Here is a 21,807-nt window from a genome sequence, read left to right on the forward strand (position 1 = left end):
TTCTCCTCCTCTCTATCCTGTAATAGCGGACAAGTCTAATTGCTAAATAATGAAACCGTTTGCATAATATATAACATATCGATTCCTTATTCGTCAATTCTCTAAATAGTTCACGCCAGGTTACCATCCATTAACGGGATGCCGGAAAAGAAAAAAAGACCCCCTCCCAATACAGGGAAGAGGTCTTCGGGGAAGACTTTTGATTATATAGATTATTCGTTATTGTTCCGACGATTCCGGAGGAAAGTAGGGATGTCCAACTGATCCCCGCTTGGCTGGTTCCCGAACGGTCTGAGTGAAGAAGACGTATTGCGGTTCTCCTGCGGTTGTTCGGTTGTGCCTGCAGCAGCAGGCTTGCGGCCCGGTAACATCGGCGGAGCCTTGTGCTCAAAGCCGGTAGCAATCACCGTTACCTTGATATCTTCCTTCATGTTCTCGTCGATGATGGCACCGAAGATCATATTCACTTCCGGATCGGAAGCCGAAATTACGATTTCTGCCGCTTCATTTACTTCATACAACGACAGGTTTGCTCCGCCGGTAATGTTCATAATTACACCGCGTGCACCCTCGATCGACGTTTCGAGCAGCGGGCTCATGATCGCTTTGCGAGCAGCCTCAGCCGCACGATTCTCGCCGGTTGCATATCCGATACCCATGAGTGCGGAACCCCGCTCGGTCATGATGGTCTTAACGTCGGCAAAGTCGAGGTTGATCAAGCCCGGTACGGCGATCAGGTCGGAAATGCCCTGAACAGCCTGACGAAGTACGTTATCCGCTTCGCGGAACGCTTCCAGCATCGGCGTTTTCTTGTCGACGATTTCCAAAAGCCGGTCGTTCGGAATGACGATTAACGTATCTACCTTTTCTTTTAACGCCTCAATTCCGATATCGGCTTGCGAGGAGCGTTTGCGTCCCTCGAAAGTGAACGGACGCGTGACGACGCCAACGGTAAGCGCGCCGCATTCTCTGGCAATTTCCGCAATAACCGGCGCAGCACCGGTACCCGTACCGCCGCCCATTCCGGCTGTCACGAACACCATATCGGCGCCCTTCAGCGTGTTTGCGATCAAATCGCGGGATTCCTCAGCGGCCTTCTTCCCGACTTCCGGGTTGGCACCGGCCCCGAGTCCGCGCGTTAATTTATCGCCAATCTGCAGCTTATGTTCGGATTTGGCCAAATGCAGTGCTTGGGCGTCCGTGTTCACCGTAATGAACTCAACCCCCTGAACACCGTTCTCGATCATCCGGTTGACGGCATTGCTACCGCCGCCGCCGCAACCGATGACTTTTATTTGAGCCAAGCTCTCCATTTCAAAATCAAATTCCAACATACTCTTCCATCTCCCCCTCATTGTGCATGGATGGCCCGTCCATCGTAATAATCCTTATATAAATTCGCTGAATAATTTCTTAAGGCGTTCCATAACGCCTGTCTTCCCAACCGTTTCCTGCGGTCCCGCGGGTTTCGGCCGATTCGCCGTTTTCTTCGGGCTTGCATTCCGGATTCGGATGTTCTTGATCACCTTATAAAGGATCCCCACGCCTCCGGTAAAGCCCGGATCACGTACCCCGATATAATCGGGAACGGCGATCCGCACGGAAGCGGCCAATTCTTGCTGGGCAATCTTCAGCAAACCCGGCATGGAGACGGTACCTCCCGTAAGTATATAACCTCCAGGCTGTTCGTTGTAACCGAGTCGTTTGACTTCCTGGCCGATCATTTGGAATATTTCCTGTACCCGAGGCTCCGCAATCGCGGAAAGATCCTCTTGAGTAAATTCTTTATCCACATTGCTGCCAATGCGTGTTACCTTGAAAGTGACGTCCGGCGCCGCATCCTCCATGGACGCGCAGCCATACTTCAGCTTCACCTTCTCCGCCTGGTCAGTCAGCGTACGAAGGCCGTACGCGATATCATTCGTTATAAATTCTCCCCCAATCGGAAGCGTGGATGTAGCTACAATCGTGCCGCTTTCGAATACCGCGATTGTTGTGGAGCCGGCGCCGATGTCCACCAGTACCGAACCCATCGTCTTTTCGTCCTTGGATAGAGCCAATTGACCCGAACCCAACGACAGAAGAACAAGATCCCGCACCTTAAGTCCGGATTTTTCCACACAGCGAAGCAAATTATGTATCGCCGTTTTGGCACCGGTAATGATGGTCGCTTCGACCTCCAGGCGAACCCCGATCATTCCGCGGGGATCCTGAATTCCTTCTAACCCGTCAACCACGTATTGCTTGGCGACGACGTCTATAATTTCCCGTTCCGGAGGAAGCGCAATCACCTCGGCTGCCTTCAGAACCCGATCGATATCGTCTTCTCCGATTTCCCGGTCTTCATTTTGTACGGCTACAACTCCATGGCTCGTTTGGAGTCCGATATGATTTCCCGAAATGCCGACGTACACTTCCGATATTTGAATACCCACCATACGTTCCGCATGATCCACTGCATTACGGATCGAGAGAACCGTCTGGTCAATATCTACAATCGCGCCTTTGCGAATTCCTTCCGAGTCGGCAGATCCAACCCCAATAATATTAAAGGTTCCATTACTAATTTCCCCAATAATAGCACGAACTTTGGATGTACCGATGTCCAAACTAACAATGATGTCATTGTTGCTCAAGCCCCTGGCACCTCCTATTTCCCATAAAAATATAATGACGTTTGTAAAATGCACTCTCTACTTATTCAACGCGGCTTAACCTTTCCCTCTTTTTTCTACAAATTTTTTACTTCCAAGTTTTGCATAGAATCAGAGAAAAGAGGGGGATAGGAAACTAGCCCATAAAATGTATTTTATCATTGTTTGTCACTCATGAGTAGTATCATTTTCACCTTCCGTCTCCTCCCCGGAGGGCGCATAAGGCAGATAGCTATCGGCCTCGAGCAAGGTCAGCGTCCCGGGATCCTGGGAATCCATGATCAGGTTCATGTACTCCGCTTTGTCAGGCAGGACAGAGATCGCGGAAATAATCTCGAAGTGCGACCTGGTATACATTTTGATCCGGTCGGGATAAGACACGGAAGGCGACGGCGTAATTTCCGAAATTTCCGAAATCAGGGAATCCGGAATTTTGGCCAAAGTAGCGCATAATTTTGCTAGATTAGGATCATCCCCGGACCAGCCGGTCAAAATCGGTTTTTCGATCGGCATGGACCCGTTCTTCAGATTGATCTTCGTTCCGTTTGCCAACAAGCCGTTTAAGCTGCCTTCCGCGGAGAGCTCATAGGCGACGACCGGGTATTCCCGAACCGTAATTTTAATGCTGCCCGGAAAAGACTTGTCCACGGTAACTTCTTCGATCGACGGCACTTTCGTAAGCTTGTCCTCAATTTTGGAGGCGCTTGTCCCAAAAAACGGGGCACCCGCCTTCAACCCGGAAATCTCAAGCAGTTCCTGGTCGGACTGATACAGATTTCCTTCGAAAGCAATTTCCGAAATTTTGCTTAAAGACGAACGAAAAAACAACACGCAAAGCAGGATAAGCACCAGCAGGAATAAAACTACCGCCACTTTCCGGCTGCTTTTCTTTTTCGGCTTGGGCTCTTTAAGGATAGGCACGTTAGCTTTTGGCATAATATTTCTCCGATATAGTTTATAGAGGTTGTTCAAAAAGTCACCTTTTGATCACGAAGCATTTCAGGGCCCTTAACCGACATCGAATCTTGAATTCAGGCGGGCCTTCCGGTGCTCACGTAGGTTTTGCCTACGCTCCGCTCCTCAGTCCCTCCTTCATCCAACCTTCTCGGTGCTGAAAAATCGACTTTTTGAACAAGAACTTATAAGATCTGTACTCCGTTCATCGATTGTCCATGCTAATAAGAAAAACGTCTATCGACGTACTTTCATGGAAGCCAGACCGCGTTTAGAGGAAGTTTTTCTTCCGATATCAGGCAGTTAATACCCCGAAGTTCATACCTTCTGATATCTTAATAAAGCCCGTATCCCCTCCATCAGGAGGGGACCCAAGGCTTGGATCAGGCCAAATCCAGTTGTTTCAATGCCGGGGTTTCCCGGTGCATTACGCCGCCGAGCTTTTGAAACATCAGCTCGATCCGGTCGTAGCCGCGGTCGATATGATGGATCTGCTCAACAACCGTCTTGCCTTGCGCGGCTAACCCCGCAATGACGAGAGCGGCTCCCGCCCGCAAATCCGTGGCTTCCACCGTAGCGCCGTATAAACGGGGTACTCCGCGGATAAAGGCAGAATTCAAATCCACCGATATGTCGGCGCCCATCCGCACCAGCTCATCCACATGCTTGAATCTTCCTTCGAATACCGTCTCTTTCATCAGGCTCATCCCGTCGGCAAGCGACAGAAGCACCATCACCTGAGACTGCAGATCGGTAGGAAAAGAAGGATACGGTGAAGTAACGATCCGTTCAACCGCCTTGGGACGTCCGGTGCCGCTTACGGTTATTATATCATTGCACGATCCGATTTGAACACCGGCCCGGCGCAGCACATGGAACAGCGAGGTCAGGTGCGCCGGATTGCAATGGGTAAGCGTCACCGTTCCGCGTGTTGCGGCAGCCGCAATCAGCGCGGTTCCCGCGACGATCCGGTCGGGAATAATCTCGTAATCGCAAGGCTCAAGCGATTCTACTCCCCGAATCGTGATCGTATCCGTTCCGGCCCCCATCACATTTCCGCCCAATGCATTTAAAAAGTTCTGCAAATCTTGTATCTCCGGCTCTCTCGCTGCATTCGTAATCACCGTAGTGCCTTCCGCGAGCGCAGCCGCCATCATAATATTCTCCGTCGCTCCAACGCTGGGGAAGTCGAGATGAATATCGTTCCCCTTCAGTTTTGCGGCCCGGCACCAGATCTGATGATCGTTTTCTTCGATGACTGCTCCTAAAGCCTCCAAGCCTCTCAGGTGCAAGTCAATCTTCCGTTCTCCAATCGCGCAGCCGCCCGGCTGATAGATACAAACTTCCCCGAACCTTGCCAGAAGGGGGCCCATGAGGAAAATGGAGGAACGCATTTGCTTCATCAAATCTTCCGGCACATGACAGGAATCCGCTCCGCTCGAATCCACAATAATCGTGTCGTCTTTATGAACTGCATTGCAGCCCAAACGGTTCAAGATCCCGAGCATGACGTCAATATCGAGCAGACGGGGGACATTTCGAAGTTGCACCTTGCCTTCAGCCAGCAGGCTGGCTGCCATAATCGGCAGTGCGGCATTTTTCGCTCCATGGATACGAATGGATCCTGATAGGGGTCTCCCGCCTTCGATCACCAATTTGTCCAATGTATCACCTCCGAGTTTACCGTTCACCCACGAAGAAGACCTCCGGCACCAGTGCGACTTCAAATTTGGAAAAAATGGTGGCCTTGATTTGCTCCATGAGCCTAAGAACGTCCTCTGCTGTCGCTTGCCCGGTATTGACGATGAAATTGGCATGCAATGTGGATATTTCGGCTCCGCCAACACTATGGCCCTTGAGTCCTGCGGCTTCAATCAATCTTGCCGCGTGATCGCCCGGCGGATTGCGAAATACACTTCCGGCACAAGGCTGCTGTAGCGGTTGGGTTTTGCGCCGCCGGTCCTTATAGGCCGCCATGGCCGCGGCAATCTCCAAACGATCGCCGGCCTCCAGCGTAAAATTAGCCCGGGCCACAATTCCGCGCCGTTCATGCAAGATGGAATGCCGGTATGCAAACTCCATATCCTCAGCGCCGTAAGTTACCAATTCACCTGTCTCCAGAACAATTTCAGCGGATTTGAATATGCGTGACACATCGGACCCGTGTGCGCCGGCGTTCATATACACGGCTCCCCCCACTGTTCCGGGTATTCCGCCGGCAAATTCCAGACCGGTCATTCCCTGCTTTCCGGCCATGATGCTTAATCTGACGAAGGATGCGCCTCCGCCTGCCTCCACGTCCGTTCCCTTGAATTCGATCTCCTCAAGCCCTGTACCTAATTTGATAACGGCGCCGCGAATGCCTTTATCCGATACGAGCATGTTGGAGCCCTTGCCCACCGTCATCCAGGGAACCTGCTCTTCATGAAGCAGGCGGACGAGGTTCGCAAGTTGTTCTTTATTTTCGGGAACGATCAAGGCGTCAGCGGGACCGCCGATTTTCCATGTTGTATATTTCGACATCGGTTCGTTAAGCAACACCGTCCCGACTTCTTGGTGTGATAGTTTCGATATCCACTGCTGCATCGCAAAATCCCTCCCTGATTAACATCCGGAATCCCCGCCCCGCTTAAGCGCAAGGCCTGGGTTCCGGTATTGCCGCCCGGCTAAAGCCGGCGCCCGGGTCCATAAGAGACCAAGAAGAAATGCATTCGTCTTCCGAGATCCCATTGAAATGAAGAATGTCACGATTTATAGGGTATCTTATGCCTTCCTTATGGAGAGTGTGACAATCGCCCAGAACCAGGGCTTGCGGACGACTTATGAACGACCTGACCCGGTAAGACGCCGGATTTCCTCAACGATCAAATGGGCGGAATCCGGCTTCCCGAGTTTTCTTGAAGACTTTGACATGGATTCATGCCGCACTTTGTTGCTCATAATCTCTTGAACTGCTGTGAACAGTGCTTTACCGGAAAGCTCCGGCTCTAAAATAACCCGGGCCGCTCCGGCTTGTTCCAGCGTTCTGGCATTCTTCTCCTGGTGATTGTTCGTCACGTTCGGCGACGGAATCAGAATCGACGGGATGCCAAGGGCCGTCATTTCAGCCAGGAAGGAAGCGCCGGCCCGGTTCACGATTAACGACGTTGAAGCCAACACTTCAGGCATATTATGCACGTAAGGCAGCACCTGCAAATTGCGCGGCAATGCGCCGGTTTTGGCCTGAATGGCCTCCATCGTCGGCGCATAGTAGTTGTCTCCGGTCACATACACAAAAGAAAGATGATCCAGCTCCTTTAAATATGGAGCCATATCGACCATCGCATCGTTAATGGCTTTAGCTCCCCGGCTTCCACCGACAACGAGCACGATGGAACTGCTTGCGGGCAGTCCCAGCGATTCAAAGCCTTTGTTTTTATCCGCCTCAAAAACGGTTGTCGCCCGGGGATTTCCCGTATAAATAATGTTCCGCGCCCCGGGAAAGGCGGTCTCGGAGCCTTCGAAGCTGACCGCCACGGTAGAGACGTATTTGCTCAGAAAACGGTTTGTCAGCCCGGGTACCGCATTTTGTTCATGTATGATGCTCGGAATGCCAAGCTTGGCCGCCGCATAAACGACAGGTCCGCATACATAACCGCCCGTGCCGATCACTACGTCCGGCTTAAATTCGCGGAGCATCTGTTTGGACTTTCTCACGCCTTTGAGAAAGCGCATGACGGTTTTCATATTTTCAAAAGAAAGCTTCCTGCGGAAGCCCGTAATATCTATCGCTTTAAACGGAATCTCCGTTTTCGGAACCAGAGAGCTTTCCAGCCCTCTCTCTCCGCCGATATATAAGAACTCGGAACCGGGAATCTCCTCAGCACATCTGCTTGCTACGGCCAGCGCGGGATAAATATGTCCCCCCGTGCCGCCGCCGCTCAGTACGACGCGCATATCCTCACCTCGCATAACGGGATAAATTTAGTAGAATGCCAAGTGCCGTCAGCATCAAGGTCAGGGATGAACCCCCGTAACTGATGAGAGGCAGTGTAATCCCCGTGACCGGCATGAGGCCAATGACAACACCGATATTGATAACGACCTGAACGCCTACCATACCTACGATACCGACAGCCAGCAAACTGCCGAACATATCATCAATCGTCATCGCTACCCTCATGCCCCGCCACACCAGGATCAAGAACAGCAGAAGGACCAGCAGCCCTCCTATGAATCCCAACTCTTCGGCCAAAATAGAAAATATAAAATCCGTTTGCGGTTCCGGTACGTAGCTGTACTTTTGCCGGCTCATGCCCAGGCCCAAACCGGCCAATCCACCCGGTCCGATTGCATAAAGGGACTGGATGATCTGATAGCCCGCGCCGAGCGGGTCGGACCAAGGATCAAGGAAAGCGGTAATCCGCTGCAGCCGGTAAGGCGCAGCCAGGATGAGCCCAACGAAGCCTAGAGCCCCTACGGCGGCCAATCCGGCGAGGTGCTTGATCTTCGCGCCGGCCGTAAACACGATCAGCAGCGAGGCACCCAGCATTACTGTACCCGTACCGAGGTCCGGTTGAAGCATAGTGAGGCCGAACGCGGCGCCGATGATGCCTAGCGGCGGAAGCAGGCCTTTGGTGAAATGGGTGATTCTATAATCTTCTTTACTTAGCCAATAGGATAGAAAAAGAATCATGCCCAGCTTCATAAACTCGGAAGGCTGTATGCCGAACGAGCTGATGCCGAGCCAACTTCGGGCGCCGCCGCGCACTACCCCAATACCGGGAATCAATACGATGACAAGTAACCCGAAGCAAATCAGGAGCAGCACCTTGGCGTATTTTTTCAGAATCCGGTAATCTACGTTCATCGTAAAAAACATTGCTACGAAACCAAGAACAGCAAACAAAGCTTGACGTTTTACAAAGTAGAAGGAATCGCCGTAATCATGGAAAGCGAGTACGGAACCCGCACTGTAAACCATCACAATTCCGATTGCCAGCAAGCCGAAAATGCTGGCCATTAACCAAAAATCCGGTTTGTTGCGGCCTTTGACCATCGTGGAAGCCACCTCTTAACAAGGAAGTAGGGGCTTTTCCACCCCCCTACTTAAAGGGTATGCACCGCCTCTTTAAAAATGCGTCCACGCTCTTCATAGGACGAGAACATGTCCCAGCTCGCACAAGCCGGCGAGAGCAACACAATGTCCCCATCCTCGGCCAGGCCAGCAGCCTTGGAGATTGCGGTCCGCAGCGTTTCCGCGGCGCTGTCTCCAGTATCGACCAGCTCGATGTCGCTTAGACCCGCTAATTCGGCTACTCTTCCGATTTTCTCCTTCGTCTGGCCCAAAGCTACTATTGCCTTCACTTTATCTTTGAAAACAGGAAGGAGTTCCATATAATCGGAGCCCCGATCAAGGCCTCCGGCGATCAGGACGATCGGCTTATCCAGGGCGCCGAGCGCCATCGCGGTCGCTTTGGAATTCGTGGCCTTGGAATTGTTATAATAAGCCACGCCGTCTCTAACTTCGACGAACTCCAGGCGATGCTCCACGCCGCGAAACGTACGCAGCGGCTCCGCAAGCGACTCCGGAGCCGCGCCGGCCGCTACGCAGGCTGCAACCGCAGCAAGGGCGTTCCCTACGTTAAAACGGCCCGCCAGGCCGATTTCCGCCGTTTCTACGATCGTATGCTCCTGTCCTTCCTCATCGCAGTAAACAACGCTACGGCTAAGTCCGTCCTGTACATCCGGAACGTAAGCCGGTTTAACGTATACCCCGGCCGTACGCAGCTCCTCCGTCATCGAGAAAGGCAGCAGCTTCGCCTTGATGTAAGGCACCAATTCTCTGCAAACGGGGTCGTCCCAATTGATAACAGCCGTATCTTCCTCCGTTTGATTGGCAAAAATCTTGGCCTTGGAGGAAATATAATCGTCCATCGTACCGTGATAATCCAGATGCGTCTCGGCGATGTTCAGCAAAACAGCCACCTCGGGACGAAATTCCCGTGTCCCTTTGAGCTGGAAGCTGCTGAGCTCAACGACCAGCCAGTCTTCAACGTCGGCCGTCTCGGCCGCTGCACAGAGAGGCGTCCCAATATTACCGGCTATGACCGGGGACAGACTCGCCGCCTCCAGCATGTTGCCGATCCAGGTCGTTGTCGTCGTCTTACCGTTGGATCCGGTAATGCCGATCATCGGCGCTTTGGACAAATGATAAGCGACCTCCACCTCGCTCACGACCTCGATTCCAAGCTCAAGTGCCTTAGCGACTGGCGGTGCCGTGTAAGGAATGCCAGGGTTCTTGACGACCAGTTCTACAGCAGGGTTAATCAGCCCTTCCGGATGCCCCCCGCATACAACAGAAATTCCCAAAGCCTCCAATTCGGATGCTTCGGGACTCTCTTCCCTCGACTTTTTATCGTTGACCGTGACGACTGCGCCGCTCCGGTGTAGGGTTTTGGCGACCTGCACGCCGCTTTTCGCTAGACCGAGAACAACCACTTGTCGTCCCCGGTATTCATCTGGATGTTTCATCTCTACAACCCCTTGTTCAAGTAAAGTCCAATACCCGCCAGCACCAAGCCGACCGCCCAAAATGTGACGACGACGCGCCATTCCGACCATCCCGACAATTCAAAGTGATGGTGGATCGGGCTCATTTTAAAGATTCTCTTCCCGCGGGTTTTAAACGACACCACCTGCAGCACGACCGACAGCATTTCAATTACGAAAATCCCGCCGATGACGAGGAACAGCAATTCGCTCTTGGTAACGATCGCGATAGCCGCAATCGCCCCGCCGATGCCGAGAGACCCCGTGTCACCCATAAATACCTTGGCCGGATGCGCGTTAAACACGAGAAAGCCGAGTACTGCGCCAATCATGGCCGCCGCGCAAACCGCAGCCGGAAGTGACGTAGCCTGCATCGCAATTACCGCGTAAGCTCCGAGAGCAATTGCGCTGACGCCGGAGAGCAATCCGTCCAAACCGTCGGTAAAATTGACCGCGTTGCTGATGGCCAGCATCATGATGATAATAAACGGATAATAGAACCAGGCTCCCCAGTCAAAAGAGATTTGCGTTCCCGGGATGCCGATAGCCGTACTGTGTCCTTCCGAAATCAGCAAGGCGCAGACAATACCGGAGAACAACAATTGTCCGAACATTTTTTGTCTAGGCGTTAAACCCAGCGATCGCTTAAACACAATTTTGATATAGTCGTCCAGAAAACCGACCAAACCGAAACCAAGTGTCGCTACAAGCAATACGTAAAAATCAGTGTTGATTACAGAAAATTTCAAGAAAGCCAGCGTGAACGCCAATATGATAACGATCCCGCCCATAGTCGGCGTTCCCGCCTTTTTTTGATGGCTCTGCGGACCCTCGCCGCGAATCTGCTGTCCAAATTTCATTCGCCGCAGCAAAGGAATCAGCAAAGGGGCCGAGATCACCGCTAAAATAAATGATACGCCGATCGTTAAAAGAATAAGTCCAAAGTCCATGGGATCACCCCCCTTTCGCCGGTATTATGTCTCTAGATTGCTATTTTTGACTGCGTCGACGACCTCTTCCAGCTTCATTCCCCGCGAAGCCTTCACAAGCAGCACATCCTTCGGATGCAGCATAGAAATCAACTTTTCAATAAGCTCACTTTTATCATGATATGCAAAAATGGTTCCTGGCTCCAAATTTTCCGCGGCGCCTTCCGCGATTTTCTCGGCAAGCCGGCCATACGTAAACAGAAGATCTACCTTTTCGGGTGTAAGAAATCTGCCGACTTCACGGTGAAATTCATCTTCCGATGGCCCAAGCTCCAGCATATCGCCAAGCACGGCAATCTTTTTCCGGTAACCGCGTTTTTTCTCAAGCACCCCGATTGCGGCCTTCACGGCGATAGGACTCGAATTGTAGGCATCATTCAGAATCGTAATTCCGCTTGCGCCAACTACCGTTTCAATCCGCATTCCCGTCAGTTCGACCCGACGGAGACCTTCCTCAATGTCATCTTCGGATACACCGTAATGCCGGGCAACCGCCAGCGCCGCCAGCGCATTGACCACATTATGCTCGCCAAGCAGCGGAAGTCTCAGCGACGCGCTCCCCCCAGCACGAGAGGTAAATACCGTCTCTTCCTCCATATACATAATCCCGCTCGGAGAATCGTCATTACTTCCGTCAAGGCCGAAGGTGAACATTCTCAGTCCCTCCGGTTTTTCGGTGGAAGGTTCCGCTAAAACCTGAGCGATGAGAGGTTCGTCCCCATTGTAAACAAACAATCCGCCCTGCTTCATACCGGACAGAATCTCCAGCTTCGCCCGGGCTATTTCCAGTCTGGAGCCCAGTTGCAGAAGATGCGCCTCACCGATATTGGTCACGATGGCCGTTTCCGGTTCAGCAAGCTTCGACAGCAATTCGATTTCGTGCCGGCCGCTCATTCCCATCTCCAGGACCGCGATATCGGTATCCTCCGGCATGGCGAGGATCGTCAACGGTAAACCGATATGATTATTGAAATTACCCTGTGTTTTATGCACTTTGAAAGTCGTAGCCAGCAACGAGAATACGAGATCCTTCGTCGTAGTCTTTCCGTTGCTGCCCGTTATGCCGATCACCTTGGTTCCGCAGGCCGCAAGGTAACTTTTTGCAAGGCGCTGCATCGCTTCGAGCGTGTCACCCACAATCACGGCCGGCCCGGGAGGGCTGCCTTTGGACTCGGACCACAGTACGGCTGACGCTCCGGCCGCCAGACAATCGCCGGCGAAGTCATGGCCGTCAAAACGTTCCCCGGCCAGTGGAATGAACAGGCATCCCGGCTTGATTTTGCGGGAGTCGGTGACGACTCCCTCTATGGTGATGTCGGAATCGCCGGCATCTGCAACGTGTCCGCCGCACATGGCGGCAAGTTCCGCTAATTTTCGTTTTATCACTTGTCTAAACCCCTTATCGCTTCTTTGGCCACGATCCGGTCATCGAAATCGTGTACCTCTTTGCCGATCAACTGGTAGGTTTCATGCCCTTTCCCCGCAATCAATACTACATCGCCTTGGCTTGCCATTTCAATAGCCTTTTGAATCGCTTTGCGACGGTCCACAATGAGCTCGTATCGGTCGCTTGGTACTTGGTCCTCTTTCAAACCTGCTTCAATGTCGCTCAAAATCAGATCCGGATTCTCCGTACGCGGATTATCGGAAGTTACGATGATATGGCCGGACAACCGCGCTGCGATTTTGCCCATAATCGGCCGTTTCGTGCGGTCCCGGTCTCCTCCGCAGCCGAATACGCAGATGACTTTGCCCTGTGCGAACTCATTCACTGTGTTCAACACGTTTTCCAGTCCATCCGGCGTGTGCGCGTAATCCACGATCACTGCAAAAGATTGTCCTTCGTCCACAGCCTCTACGCGGCCCTCGACTCCCTTGATGGCTTCGAGGCTGGTCTTAATATCGGAAAGCGCGATACCTTCCAGGAGCGCGGCGGAAATCGCCGCGAGCGCATTGTATACGTTAAACTTGCCGACCATTCTTAAAGTGATGTCTTCACTGCCGCGGAACGTTTCCACATGGAAGGAAGTTCCTTTCGCCGTGATGGAGATATTCGAAGCCCGTACATCCGCCTCATGCTCAACACCATAAGTGATTGTCTCCGCCGCCGTTTGCTTGGCAAAATAAGCGGAAGCCGGATCATCGGCATTCAATACGGCGTAGCTCCGCTGGCCGGGTTCGGAAGCAAAGGTATTGCCAAGCCGGGAGAAGAGCAATCCCTTGGCCGCCCGGTACTCCTCCATGGACTTATGGTAATCCAGATGATCCTGCGTAAGGTTTGTAAACACCGCAGTACGGAATTTCGTCCCTTTCACACGGCCCTGTTCCAACGCATGCGATGAAACCTCCATGACGCAATACGACATATCCGCTTCTTTCATTTCATGCAGGTAACGCTGCAGATCCAGCGATTCCGGCGTCGTTCCGGACATCGGAAATGTCTGGCCGGCGAATCTGCGCTGAATAGTTCCGATCAGGCCGGTATGCTTGCCTTGATCCTCAAGAATACGTTCGATCAAATATGTGGTCGTCGTCTTTCCGTTCGTACCCGTAACGCCGATCACGTTCAGTTCCGAGCTTGGCGAACCGAAGAATACATTTCCCAATATCGCCATCGCCAACCGGCTATCCTTAACTTTAAGCTGAGGGAGAGAAACATCGTCCAGCCACCGCTGCACGACGAGCGCGACTGCGCCTTGCTCGGCAGCCTTCGCCGCATAATCATGCCCGTCAACCGTATGACCCGGCAGACATACAAACAGATCGCCGGGCTGCACGTGGCGGGAATCGATGGAAATGCCGCTGCACTCCGTATGATCATCGCCTTTTAGTTCCGAAGCTATTAAGTAAGTTGTTAAGTCTTTAAGCAGCATAAAATTCCCCTCTTTCCATTACTCAAACACACCTATCCATATTATCACCAAAAAATGATATTTTCAGGAATATTATTCACTTGTTTCATGCTGGTGGCCCTGCTCCGCATCCGCTTCGCTTCCCATATAAATCCGGATCGTCGACCCTTTATCCACCCGGGTTCCCGCTTTAGGCGCCTGGTTGATCACGACGTTTCCGGCCCCGGATTTTGCAAGGTTAAAGTTCATGTTCAGGTCCTCGTATATTTCTTGAGCCGTATGTCCGACCAAATCGGGGACCGTGACTACAGGTGTTTCGCCATATTTATATTTCTTGGCGACCTGATCCGTGCGAGGCGCGATCTGCATGTACTCCAGAGCGTCCTTCATAATATTACGAACGATCGGAGCCGCTACGACGCCGCCGAACTGAATTCCTTGGGGATTATCGACCGCCGTATAGATGACGATCTGAGGATCGTCCGCCGGAGCGAAGCCGATAAACGAAACGATATGTTCATTTTGCGAATACCGTCCGTTAATAACCTTCTGCGCGGTCCCCGTCTTGCCGCCGACCCGGTAGCCGTCGATAAACGCGTTGCCCCCGGTACCGTTGGCAACTACGCTTTCCAGCGCTTCCCGCACCTGCTTTGACGTTTCCTCCGAAATTACCTGACGGACCATTTCCGGAGCGTTCGTGTGCACTACTTCACCCGTATCGGGGTTAGTCCATGATTTGGCTACATAGGGCTTATAAAGTTTACCTCCGTTTATCGCCGCCGAAACCGCGGTTATCTGCTGAATCGGCGTCACGGACACCCCTTGGCCAAAAGAAGTCGTGGCCAGTTCCACCGGCCCTACCCTAGGCAACTTAAACAGGATACCATTCTCCTCACCGCCCAGATCGATGCCGGTCTTGGTGCCGAAACCAAAATCCTTGATATATTTGAACAAGGATTCTTTCCCCAATCGTTGGCCCAATGCCACAAACCCGGGGTTGCAGGAATTCTCAACCACTTGCAAAAAGGTCTGGCTGCCATGACCGCCTCTTTTCCAGCAGCGCAGCGTAGCCCCTCCTACTTTCACAAAACCGGGATCAAAGAACCGTTCGTTTTTCAAATCGACTTTCTTCTCTTCCAACGCAGCAGCGAGAGTGATGATTTTGAACGTGGACCCCGGCTCATAAGTCATCCAGATCGGCAAATTACGGTTATAGACCTCGGCGTCCACTTCCTGATATTGAGCCGGGTCATAGCCGGGTCTGGCCGCCATGGCCAGAATCTCCCCGGTTTTGGGATTCATGGCGATGGACAAGGCTGAGTTGGCCTGAAGTCTGGCCATAGCCTGGTCCAGCTCGCGCTCCATAATGCTCTGGATCGATTTGTCGATCGTCAGCGTAAGGTTCAGGCCGTCCTTAGGTTCTACGTATTTCTCCGAGGAACCGGGCATCAACCTGCCTCCAGCGTCGGACAAGTAGGAAACACTGCCGCCCATCCCGTTCAGTTCACTGTCATACTTACTCTCGACCCCGGTAAGCCCCTGGTTGTAGCCGCCCGTAAAACCGAGAATATGAGCGGCAAGACCTCCATAGGGATAATACCGCTTATTGTCCTCGGCAACGACAATACCCGGAAGAGCCAAATCACGAATTTGCTGCGCTTTTTCCATCGTAATTTTGCGTCCGCCGGGTTGCAGCCTGACTATGGATTGTTTCTTGGTGATCGTCTTTAATACGGCTTCCTCGCTCATCCCAAGTAATGGCGCCAGGCTCCGGGCCGTAGTCTCCGGCGTTTTCACCTGCACCGGAATCGCCATGACCGTTGGCGTCGTAATATTGTAAGCCAGTACGCTGCCGTTTCGGTCTGCAATTTCTCCCCGCTTTGCGGAGTAAGGAATGTTGCGCCGCCATGAATCTTCCGCCTTGGCCGACAGCTCCGCCCCTTTGCCGATCTGCACGTAGGCAAGCCGGACGGCGAGAGCCGCGAACAGCAGACACAGCATACACAGCAAAAATAACAATCTTCGCCTTACAACTATTTTGGATATTCTCATCGATTGCCCCCCTGTTCCATCCAGTCACATGTTGATCTCATCACATGAATATTCAGGACAAACAGGGGTTAGAACAAGCTATGGAGAAGATCCGGAGCCTTCATCCGTGTTTTCGCCTTCCGTTTCCTCTTCTGCGGTGTTGCTATCCTCTCCGGAATCCGCATTCTCCTTGACCGGCGGTTCCAGAACCAAATGAACTTTTCTTTGCCCGTTTTCTTCGGAGACGGTCTGGTCCACGACATAGCCTTCACCTTCGGCCGTCACGGAAACTTGAAGGACTGAGAGAAGCTCCAACGCTTCGCGAAGCGATTCCCCCTTCAGGCTCGGGATGGACATCGCTTTGCCTTCCTCGGTCAGGAGATACATATGCTGACCCGCTTTCAACGTGGCGCCCGCTTTTGGAAACTGAGAAATAAGTTCGGTTCCGCTGCCGAGGGTGGCGTAAGATATCCCTTTGCTCTTGAGCAGGTTTTTGGCTTCCTGCAGGGACAGTTTTTTCAGATCCGGCGTTTTGACGCCCGGATTGCTCTCTTGCACGGATTTAGAAGATGCTTCGTCGAACTTTTTCGGAACCCCCAAATATTGAAGCGTCTGATTGGCGATCTTCTGGAACACCGGGGCAGCGGCGGCACCGCCGCCCAGCTCGGAATCCTTCGGTTCGTCGATCAGCACCAGAATCGCGATCTTGGGGTCGTCTACCGGCGCGTAGCCGATAAAAGATATAACTTGCTTGGTATAATCATATACCCCGTTCACCGGCTTCACCGCTGTTCCGGTTTTGCCCGCAACCCGGTAACCGTCGATATAGGCATGGCGCCCGGTCCCGATTTTCTGGTCGGATACGACTTGTTCAAGATAACTGCCGACTTCCTTTGCCTTTTCCGGGGAAATCACTTGCCGTATTTCTTGAGGTTGCGTCTTAATGGTTTCGCCCGTCTGCGGGTCGGTGATCGACTTTACAAGATGCGGTTCAAGCAATTTCCCGCCATTCGCCACAGCTGCGATTGCAGCCACTTGCTGCAGCGGTGTAACCAGCAGCTTACCATGACCGTAGGCCATTGCCGCAAAGTCCGCCTGTTGCACCGGCGTCACGACGCCCGCTGCTTCCCCAGGGAGCTCGATACCCGTCTTTTTACCGAACCCGAAATTGTCGACATATTCCTTCAACCGGTCAGGGCCCAGCATTTCATATCCCAATTTAACGAAGGCAACGTTACTTGAACGCTTAACGCCTTCGATATAACTGATTTCGCCCCAACCGGAACGCTTCATGTCATGGATCGTTTGTCCCGGCACCCGGATGCTTCCCGACATATATCTCGCTTCCGGATTAAACAACCCGTCCTGCACAGCCCCGGCCAGCGTTACGATCTTAAATGTCGAGCCCGGCTCATATACCGATTTGATTGCGTGGTTATAGAAATTCTTCTGATCCACGTCGACCCAGTACTCATTAGGGTTATAGGTTGGCAGATTCGCCATTCCCAAAATGTCCATCGTCTTCGGATCCGCCGCTATGACCGTCATACTGATCGGCTTCAATTCATCGAACGCTTCCTTCATCGCTTCTTCGATATAATACTGTATCGTATCGTCGATCGTCAGCTGGATGTTCTTGCCATTCTTTACAGGGTTATAAATTTCGCTCGCTTTCGGGATTTCAATCCCCCTGCCATCGCTCTTGTACTCAATCGAGCCGTTCTGCCCTTTCAATTCCTCGTCGTAATAGGCTTCCAGACCGGAAACCGCATTGCCTTCACGGTCCGTGTAGCCCAATACATGGGCAGCAAGATTATTTTGAGGATAATAGCGTTTTTGTTCCTTGATCAAATAAATGCCCGTATCTTCAAGCTTATGCTTTTCCTTCAGTTCCTTGGCGAAAGCCTCCACTTTATCCCGGAGCTCCTGATCAATTTTCCACCCCTCATTGCGCACCTCGCGCTGAGAGTAGAATTGACCGTCCTTCTTCGTCGCCATCACCAACTGTTCGAGTTCTGCTTTGTCCTTGCCAAGCAGCTCATTTAATCCGTCGACGACTTCATCCTTTAAATTCAGTTCATTAATTAATTTAGGATTTATCGCCACGGTATAAGCCGGGGCATCGACGGCCAGAATATCCCCGTTCCGGTCGGTAATCGTCCCGCGGGTGGCAGTAATTGTTTTCTTCTTGGACCAGAGTTCTTCGGCGTGTTCCTGCCAGAAATCGGCCTGAACGACCTGGAGCCAGAAAACTCTCCCCATCAATACAGCAAAAAAGAGGGTAATACATCCCCCTATCAGCAGCGTCCGAAGTCTTATTCTCTTGATCATCTCTAAACCTCTTTAATACGTTATTTTTTGGCGGTGGTTACTTCGTCCGCCGAACCTTCGGTTTGCGAATTAGCCGGAATCTGAATATGGAAGCCTTCCTCCGACGTTTCAACATATCCAAGCTTCGCTGCTTCTTGCGGAATTTGCTCCTGCAGCTTTTCTTTCTGTACGGACATTTCCTTAATCTGTACGGTCATCGCCTGGATTTCAGTGTCCAGATTGTACATTTGCCGCTTAATATTGTAGAGGTTGGAATTTTGCCATAACAGACCGCCCATTACAGCCACACAGAAAAGAACGGTCACCATATAGAGCAGCTTTTCCCGAACCGGGAGCGGCGAGCGTCTTGTTACTACTTTCGTCGTTTCACGGAATCGCGGAGACTGTTGTCCGCGTTCCACTGTTTGTTCTTTTACTGCCAAATTCCCCCGAGTATACGCCATCTCACATTTCCTCCGCTTTAGAATGCAGTTTCTCCGCTACGCGCAGCTTAGCCGAACGCGCCCGCGGATTTTGTTCCAGTTCCTCATCCGAAGGAACCGACGGTTTCCGATTAATCAATTTCAATTGTCCTTGGCCTCCGCACACACACAAAGGAAAATCGGGAGGACAGGTGCACTTTTCTACATAGCTTGCAAAAATCTGTTTACAAATCCGGTCTTCCAACGAATGAAAGGTAATGACCGAGGCCCTTCCTTCCGGCGCCAAACACCGGACCGCCGCATGCAGCCCTTCTTCCAGCGCGCCGAGTTCATCATTGACCGCGATCCGCAAGGCCTGAAAACTTCGTTTGGCGGGATGTCCGCCCGTCCGGCGAGCCGCAGCCGGGATTCCTTCCTTCACCAGCTCGACCAGTTGGCCCGTAGTCTCGATCGGCGAAGTTTCTCTTGTTTCCGCGATCACTTTAGCGATCCGCCTGGAGAACTTTTCTTCGCCGTATTGAAACAAAATCCGAGCAATTTCGCGCTCCGGCCACTCATTAATGATTTCCCGGGCCGTCAACTGCGCCGATTGATCCATTCGCATATCGAGTGGAGCATCCGCATTGTAGCTGAACCCGCGATCTCCTTCATCGAATTGAGGCGAGGAAACGCCGAGATCGAACAAAATGCCGTCAACCTGCGGAACCCCATTATGCTGCGGGATACCATCAAGCTCAAGGAGCTTATGCTCGAGATGACGGAAATTACTTTTTACCAATGTAAGCTTGTCACCGTAGGCGGCCAGGTTCTCTCTGGCATTATCCAATGCCCAATCATCCTGATCAAATGCGATTAATCTTCCGCCGTCGCCAAGCTGGGACAAAATAACGGAGCTATGCCCGCCGCCGCCCAACGTGCAATCCACATAAATGCCGTCCGGCTTAATGCGCAGCCCTTCTGTCGCTTCTTTCTTAAGCACCGTGATGTGATGAAACAAGACTGCAGCCCTCCAGACTGTTCCGGGATTAGCTATATGTATTAGTCTCATGGAGCTACCCGGTTATTATCAATGTTTACAGATCGAAATTAAAATCAACCAGCTTTTCCGCAATTTCGTTGAACGTATCCTCCGACCGTTGGAAATACTGCTCCCACGTATCCCGGCTCCAAATTTCTACCCGGTTCGACACGCCGAGAACGACACAATCCTTCTCCAGCTTCGCATACTGTCTTAAATTAGCGGGTAAATTTACCCTTCCCTGTTTATCCCACTCGCATTCCGTTGCCCCGGAGAAAAAGAACCGGGTAAACGCACGGGCATCGGATTTCATCAACGGCAAGGCTTTGAGCTTCTGCTCCAGCACTTCCCATTCCGATTGCGGATAAACGAAGAGGCATTGGTCCAGACCGCGGGTAACTACAAAAGAGGTTCCCAGGAGATCACGAAACTTGGCCGGAATAATGATGCGGCCTTTCTCGTCAATGCTATGTTGGAATTCCCCCATAAACATTGGTTAGCTCACCCCTTACCTCTTTCCCCCACTTTGCACCACTTTCCACCACTATGAATACTACTTATTCTGCATGCAAGGACAAAATCCTTCTTATGTTCAAACTTTTTTTATCGGTAAAATTACCCTCAGCAGGAGACTGATGCATATTTTGGAGTTCCAAAGGCAAAAAAAGCCTTCCCCCTTCATTAAAGAAGAGGAAAGGCTTTGCTAATTGTTGCTATTCCAGTAGTCAAATTATCAACAATCTAATTAATGTTCTTGCCAGCTGTCAAGGTATGTCCGCTGTTCTTCGGTCAAGGTATCGATCCCGAGTCCGAGGCTTTCCAGCTTGTAGCGTGCAACCTGCTCGTCAAGCTCGTACGGCACGTTGACGACCGACTTGCCGATCTTCTCATATTGTTCATTCACATATTTGAGAGACAAGGCTTGCAATGCAAACGTCATGTCCATAATTTCAGCCGGATGTCCGTCGCCGGCCGCGAGATTGACGAGACGACCTTCCGCAAGAATATACATTTTGCGGCCGTCCTTCAGTTGATATTCCTCAATATTGCGGCGTACCGTCCGCACCGAGCTGGAACGCTCGGCCAGTTCCGGCTTGTTCACTTCTACGTCGAAGTGGCCCGCATTGGACAAGATGGCTCCGTCTTTCATAACGTCATAATGCTCGCCGCGAATTACATCACGGTTGCCTGTGACCGTCACGAAGAAATCGCCAATTTTGGCCGCTTCCAGCATAGGCATTACACGGAAGCCGTCCATATAGGCCTCTACGGCCTTGATCGCATCCACCTCGGTTACGATGACATTGGCGCCGAGACCTTTTGCCCGCATAGCCACGCCCTTGCCGCACCAGCCGTAGCCAACGACAACGACCGTTTTACCCGCCACGACCAGATTGGTGGTCCGATTTATTCCATCCCATACGGATTGTCCGGTTCCGTACCGGTTATCGAACAAGTATTTGCAATAGGCGTCATTGACCGCAACCATTGGAAATTGCAGCTTACCTTCTTTATCCATCGCTTTCAGGCGCAAAATACCGGTAGTCGTTTCTTCAGCGCCGCCGCGAATATTTTCAAGCAGATCGGGGCGTTCGGAATGCAGAATCGTAACGAGATCGCCGCCGTCGTCAATAATGAGGTCCGGCTTGGTTTCGAGAGCACGAACCAAAAGCTCCTTGTACTCGGCAGGCTCCGGATTATATTTTGCAAATACGGTCACTCCGTCCTCCACCAACGCCGCGCAAACATCATCCTGTGTGGACAGCGGATTGCTGCCCGTGATGGTAACTTCCGCGCCGCCCGCCTGAACCACCTTAGCCAAATAAGCGGTTTTGGCCTCCAGGTGCAGCGAGATCGCGACTTTCAGACCTTTGAAAGGCTGCTCGGCCTCAAATTGCTTCCGGATCCGTCCCAGTACCGGCATATGGGCTTCTACCCAATCAATTTTCAAATGCCCTTCCGGGGCCAACTTCATATCGGCAACAATGCTGTTTTGATTCGCTGAACTCATGATCAATTACCCTC

At 52.0% G+C, this 21,807-nt stretch carries 17 protein-coding genes; all 17 read right to left on the reverse strand.

Annotation, left to right across the window (positions count from 1 at the left end; genetic code table 11):
* Nucleotides 1-212: 212 nt before the first annotated feature.
* The 17 genes from ftsZ to KB559_RS01445 all read right to left on the reverse strand — a co-directional run bounded on the left by ftsZ (nt 213) and on the right by KB559_RS01445 (nt 21,793).
* Nucleotides 213-1,334: a cell division protein FtsZ gene (gene ftsZ, locus KB559_RS01365; protein ID WP_211019789.1), complete on the reverse strand. Its 1,122-nt coding sequence runs from the start codon at nt 1,332-1,334 to the stop codon at nt 213-215.
* A gap of 54 nt (nt 1,335-1,388) precedes the next feature.
* On the reverse strand, nt 1,389-2,636 hold the full coding sequence (ftsA, locus tag KB559_RS01370) for a cell division protein FtsA (protein ID WP_211019790.1): 1,248 nt from the start codon (nt 2,634-2,636) through the stop codon (nt 1,389-1,391).
* 186 nt (nt 2,637-2,822) lie between these two features.
* The gene (locus KB559_RS01375) at nt 2,823-3,590 is read right to left on the reverse strand and encodes a cell division protein FtsQ/DivIB (RefSeq protein WP_211019791.1); all 768 of its coding nucleotides are present in this window, start codon (nt 3,588-3,590) and stop codon (nt 2,823-2,825) included.
* Between the two features lie 401 nt (nt 3,591-3,991).
* Nucleotides 3,992-5,272, reverse strand: coding sequence for a UDP-N-acetylglucosamine 1-carboxyvinyltransferase (murA, locus tag KB559_RS01380; RefSeq protein WP_211019792.1), 1,281 nt, complete (start codon nt 5,270-5,272; stop codon nt 3,992-3,994).
* Nucleotides 5,273-5,288: 16 nt separating this feature from the next.
* Nucleotides 5,289-6,194, reverse strand: a complete 906-nt coding sequence (gene murB / locus KB559_RS01385) for a UDP-N-acetylmuramate dehydrogenase (protein ID WP_211019793.1) — start codon at nt 6,192-6,194, stop codon at nt 5,289-5,291.
* Between the two features lie 234 nt (nt 6,195-6,428).
* Nucleotides 6,429-7,544: an undecaprenyldiphospho-muramoylpentapeptide beta-N-acetylglucosaminyltransferase gene (murG, locus tag KB559_RS01390; RefSeq protein ID WP_211019794.1), complete on the reverse strand. Its 1,116-nt coding sequence runs from the start codon at nt 7,542-7,544 to the stop codon at nt 6,429-6,431.
* A gap of 4 nt (nt 7,545-7,548) precedes the next feature.
* Entirely contained in the window at nt 7,549-8,646 is a 1,098-nt protein-coding gene (gene spoVE, locus KB559_RS01395) for a stage V sporulation protein E (RefSeq protein WP_211019795.1), read from the reverse strand.
* A 50-nt stretch (nt 8,647-8,696) separates the two neighbouring features.
* Nucleotides 8,697-10,121, reverse strand: coding sequence for a UDP-N-acetylmuramoyl-L-alanine--D-glutamate ligase (murD, locus tag KB559_RS01400; protein WP_211019796.1), 1,425 nt, complete (start codon nt 10,119-10,121; stop codon nt 8,697-8,699).
* Between the two features lie 2 nt (nt 10,122-10,123).
* Complete coding sequence (mraY, locus tag KB559_RS01405) at nt 10,124-11,089, reverse strand: phospho-N-acetylmuramoyl-pentapeptide-transferase (RefSeq protein ID WP_211019797.1); 966 nt, start codon at nt 11,087-11,089, stop codon at nt 10,124-10,126.
* A 24-nt stretch (nt 11,090-11,113) separates the two neighbouring features.
* Nucleotides 11,114-12,511, reverse strand: a complete 1,398-nt coding sequence (locus tag KB559_RS01410) for a UDP-N-acetylmuramoyl-tripeptide--D-alanyl-D-alanine ligase (protein ID WP_211020224.1) — start codon at nt 12,509-12,511, stop codon at nt 11,114-11,116.
* Complete coding sequence (locus tag KB559_RS01415; protein ID WP_211019798.1) at nt 12,511-14,001, reverse strand: UDP-N-acetylmuramoyl-L-alanyl-D-glutamate--2,6-diaminopimelate ligase; 1,491 nt, start codon at nt 13,999-14,001, stop codon at nt 12,511-12,513. Before KB559_RS01415 ends, KB559_RS01410 begins: the two co-directional genes overlap by 1 nt.
* A gap of 72 nt (nt 14,002-14,073) precedes the next feature.
* On the reverse strand, nt 14,074-16,032 hold the full coding sequence (locus KB559_RS01420) for a stage V sporulation protein D (protein ID WP_211019799.1): 1,959 nt from the start codon (nt 16,030-16,032) through the stop codon (nt 14,074-14,076).
* Nucleotides 16,033-16,110: 78 nt separating this feature from the next.
* The gene (locus KB559_RS01425) at nt 16,111-18,342 is read right to left on the reverse strand and encodes a penicillin-binding transpeptidase domain-containing protein (protein WP_211019800.1); all 2,232 of its coding nucleotides are present in this window, start codon (nt 18,340-18,342) and stop codon (nt 16,111-16,113) included.
* A 20-nt stretch (nt 18,343-18,362) separates the two neighbouring features.
* Nucleotides 18,363-18,785 (reverse strand): hypothetical protein, encoded by a 423-nt coding sequence (locus KB559_RS01430; RefSeq protein WP_211019801.1) that lies wholly within the window; start codon nt 18,783-18,785, stop codon nt 18,363-18,365.
* A gap of 1 nt (nt 18,786) precedes the next feature.
* The gene (rsmH, locus tag KB559_RS01435; RefSeq protein WP_211019802.1) at nt 18,787-19,761 is read right to left on the reverse strand and encodes a 16S rRNA (cytosine(1402)-N(4))-methyltransferase RsmH; all 975 of its coding nucleotides are present in this window, start codon (nt 19,759-19,761) and stop codon (nt 18,787-18,789) included.
* Nucleotides 19,762-19,837: 76 nt separating this feature from the next.
* Nucleotides 19,838-20,275, reverse strand: coding sequence for a division/cell wall cluster transcriptional repressor MraZ (gene mraZ, locus KB559_RS01440; protein WP_211019803.1), 438 nt, complete (start codon nt 20,273-20,275; stop codon nt 19,838-19,840).
* 252 nt (nt 20,276-20,527) lie between these two features.
* Entirely contained in the window at nt 20,528-21,793 is a 1,266-nt protein-coding gene (locus KB559_RS01445; RefSeq protein ID WP_211019804.1) for an adenosylhomocysteinase, read from the reverse strand.
* Between the last annotated feature and the right edge of the window lie 14 nt (nt 21,794-21,807).

The sequence above is a fragment of the Paenibacillus sp. Marseille-P2973 genome (assembly GCF_018101095.1).
Classification (GTDB): Bacteria; Bacillota; Bacilli; order Paenibacillales; family Paenibacillaceae; genus Fontibacillus; species Fontibacillus vini.

Bases quoted from the DNA above. Each gene is read 5' to 3' on its own strand.
- ftsZ (WP_211019789.1), bottom strand. From the start codon at position 1,334: ATGTTGGAATTTGATTTTGAAATGGAGAGCTTGGCTCAAATAAAAGTC.
- KB559_RS01375 (WP_211019791.1), bottom strand. From the start codon at position 3,590: ATGCCAAAAGCTAACGTGCCTATCCTTAAAGAGCCCAAGCCGAAAAAG.
- murB (WP_211019793.1), bottom strand. From the start codon at position 6,194: ATGCAGCAGTGGATATCGAAACTATCACACCAAGAAGTCGGGACGGTG.
- murG (WP_211019794.1), bottom strand. From the start codon at position 7,544: ATGCGCGTCGTACTGAGCGGCGGCGGCACGGGGGGACATATTTATCCC.
- spoVE (WP_211019795.1), bottom strand. From the start codon at position 8,646: ATGGTCAAAGGCCGCAACAAACCGGATTTTTGGTTAATGGCCAGCATT.
- murD (WP_211019796.1), bottom strand. From the start codon at position 10,121: ATGAAACATCCAGATGAATACCGGGGACGACAAGTGGTTGTTCTCGGT.
- mraY (WP_211019797.1), bottom strand. From the start codon at position 11,089: ATGGACTTTGGACTTATTCTTTTAACGATCGGCGTATCATTTATTTTA.
- KB559_RS01415 (WP_211019798.1), bottom strand. From the start codon at position 14,001: ATGCTGCTTAAAGACTTAACAACTTACTTAATAGCTTCGGAACTAAAA.
- KB559_RS01420 (WP_211019799.1), bottom strand. From the start codon at position 16,032: ATGAGAATATCCAAAATAGTTGTAAGGCGAAGATTGTTATTTTTGCTG.
- KB559_RS01425 (WP_211019800.1), bottom strand. From the start codon at position 18,342: ATGATCAAGAGAATAAGACTTCGGACGCTGCTGATAGGGGGATGTATT.
- KB559_RS01430 (WP_211019801.1), bottom strand. From the start codon at position 18,785: ATGGCGTATACTCGGGGGAATTTGGCAGTAAAAGAACAAACAGTGGAA.
- mraZ (WP_211019803.1), bottom strand. From the start codon at position 20,275: ATGTTTATGGGGGAATTCCAACATAGCATTGACGAGAAAGGCCGCATC.
- KB559_RS01445 (WP_211019804.1), bottom strand. From the start codon at position 21,793: ATGAGTTCAGCGAATCAAAACAGCATTGTTGCCGATATGAAGTTGGCC.